The sequence below is a fragment of the Stenotrophomonas sp. P5_A8 genome, assembly GCF_056400545.1.
The window spans coordinates 1-1,305 of the sequence record NZ_JBFULB010000550.1; the positions used below are offsets into that span (position 1 = coordinate 1).

General features: G+C 69.0%; 2 protein-coding genes and 1 pseudogene. All 3 read left to right on the forward strand.

Features of this window, described 5'->3' with window-relative positions:
* A pseudogene (locus tag AC1DQP_RS20575) lies at window positions 1–231 on the forward strand (hypothetical protein); the annotation flags it as partial.
* Window positions 232–272: 41 nt separating this feature from the next.
* A complete protein-coding gene (locus AC1DQP_RS20580; RefSeq protein ID WP_256774101.1) occupies window positions 273–944 on the forward strand; it encodes a YoaK family protein in 672 nt (223 codons plus the stop codon).
* Window positions 945–978: 34 nt separating this feature from the next.
* Window positions 979–1,305: bifunctional hydroxymethylpyrimidine kinase/phosphomethylpyrimidine kinase (locus AC1DQP_RS20585; RefSeq protein ID WP_478052441.1), on the forward strand; the 327-nt coding region annotated here is incomplete at its 3' end.

The following is a 1,305-nucleotide window of genomic DNA, read 5'->3' on the forward strand; positions in this document are numbered from 1 at the left end:
CAGGTGCCCAAGGCCGCCGATTTCGACCGCCAGTACGTCGGCATCGAAATGGACGGGCGCAAGCTCATCTATCTCAACGCGTTCCACCTGCCCGACGCTGCCGACATCGATCCGGCCCGCGAGGCCATCCGGGTCTGCGACGGCGGCGCGCAGTTCTGGGGTGCGGTGTTCGACCCGTCCAGCGGCAGCTTCTCCGAGGTGCAGTTCAACGGCCCGCCCGCGGGCCGTTGAGCATGCGTTGATCGTGTCGTGAACCTTCCCGCGAACGCCGGATGAGCATCCGGCTGCCCACCTGGGTGTGGATCGGCGCGATCGCGTTGTCGTGCGTGGCCGGCATGGTCAACGTGGTCGGCTTCCTGGGCTTCGAACACCAGGCCGTCAGCCACATGACCGGCACCACCAGCCAGCTTGGCATGGCCCTGGCGCAGGGTGACTGGCGCGTGGTCGGGCACCTGTGGGCCCTGCTGATCGCGTTCTGCCTGGGCGCCATGCTCAGCGGCATGATCGTGCAGGACAGCGCGCTGCAGCTGGGCCGTCGCTACGGCGTGGTGCTCACGCTGGAATCGCTGTTGCTGCTGGCGTCCATCCCGCTGTTCAAGCAGCAGCAGATCTGGGGCGCGCTGGCCGCCGCGATGGCCTGCGGCCTGCAGAACGCCATGGCCACCACCTTCAGCGGCGCGGTGGTGCGCACCACCCACCTCAGCGGCATGTTCACCGACCTGGGCATCGGCCTGGGCCACCTGCTGCGTGGCCTGCCGCTGCCGATCCGGCGCCTGACCCTGAGCGGATTGATCGTCAGCGGTTTCCTTGCTGGCGGTGTGATCGGTGCGTGGCTGTTCCTGCGCGTCGGCTACGACGCCCTGCTCGCCCCGGCACTGCTGACCGGCTGCACCGGCCTGGGCTACGTGCTGTACCGGCCATGGGCGTGGCTGCGCCGCCCGTGAAGCGCGCCGGTGGCAAACACTGCACAATCGCCGCATGAGCCCCGCTTCCAGCCCCGTCTCCGCCCTGACCATCGCCGGCTCCGATTCCGGCGGCGGCGCAGGCATCCAGGCCGATCTCAAGGCCTTCGCCGCGCACCGCGTGCATGGCCTGTCGGCGATCGCCGCCCTGACCGCACAGAACACCCGCGGCGTCACCGCCGTGCATGTGCCGCCCCTGGACTTCCTGCAGGCGCAGATCGATGCCTGCTTCGCCGATTTCGATATCCATGCGGTGAAGCTGGGCATGCTGGCCAATGCCGAGGTGATCGGCCTGGTCGCCGACGCGCTGGAAAAGCACCGCCCACCGCACGTGGTGCTGGAT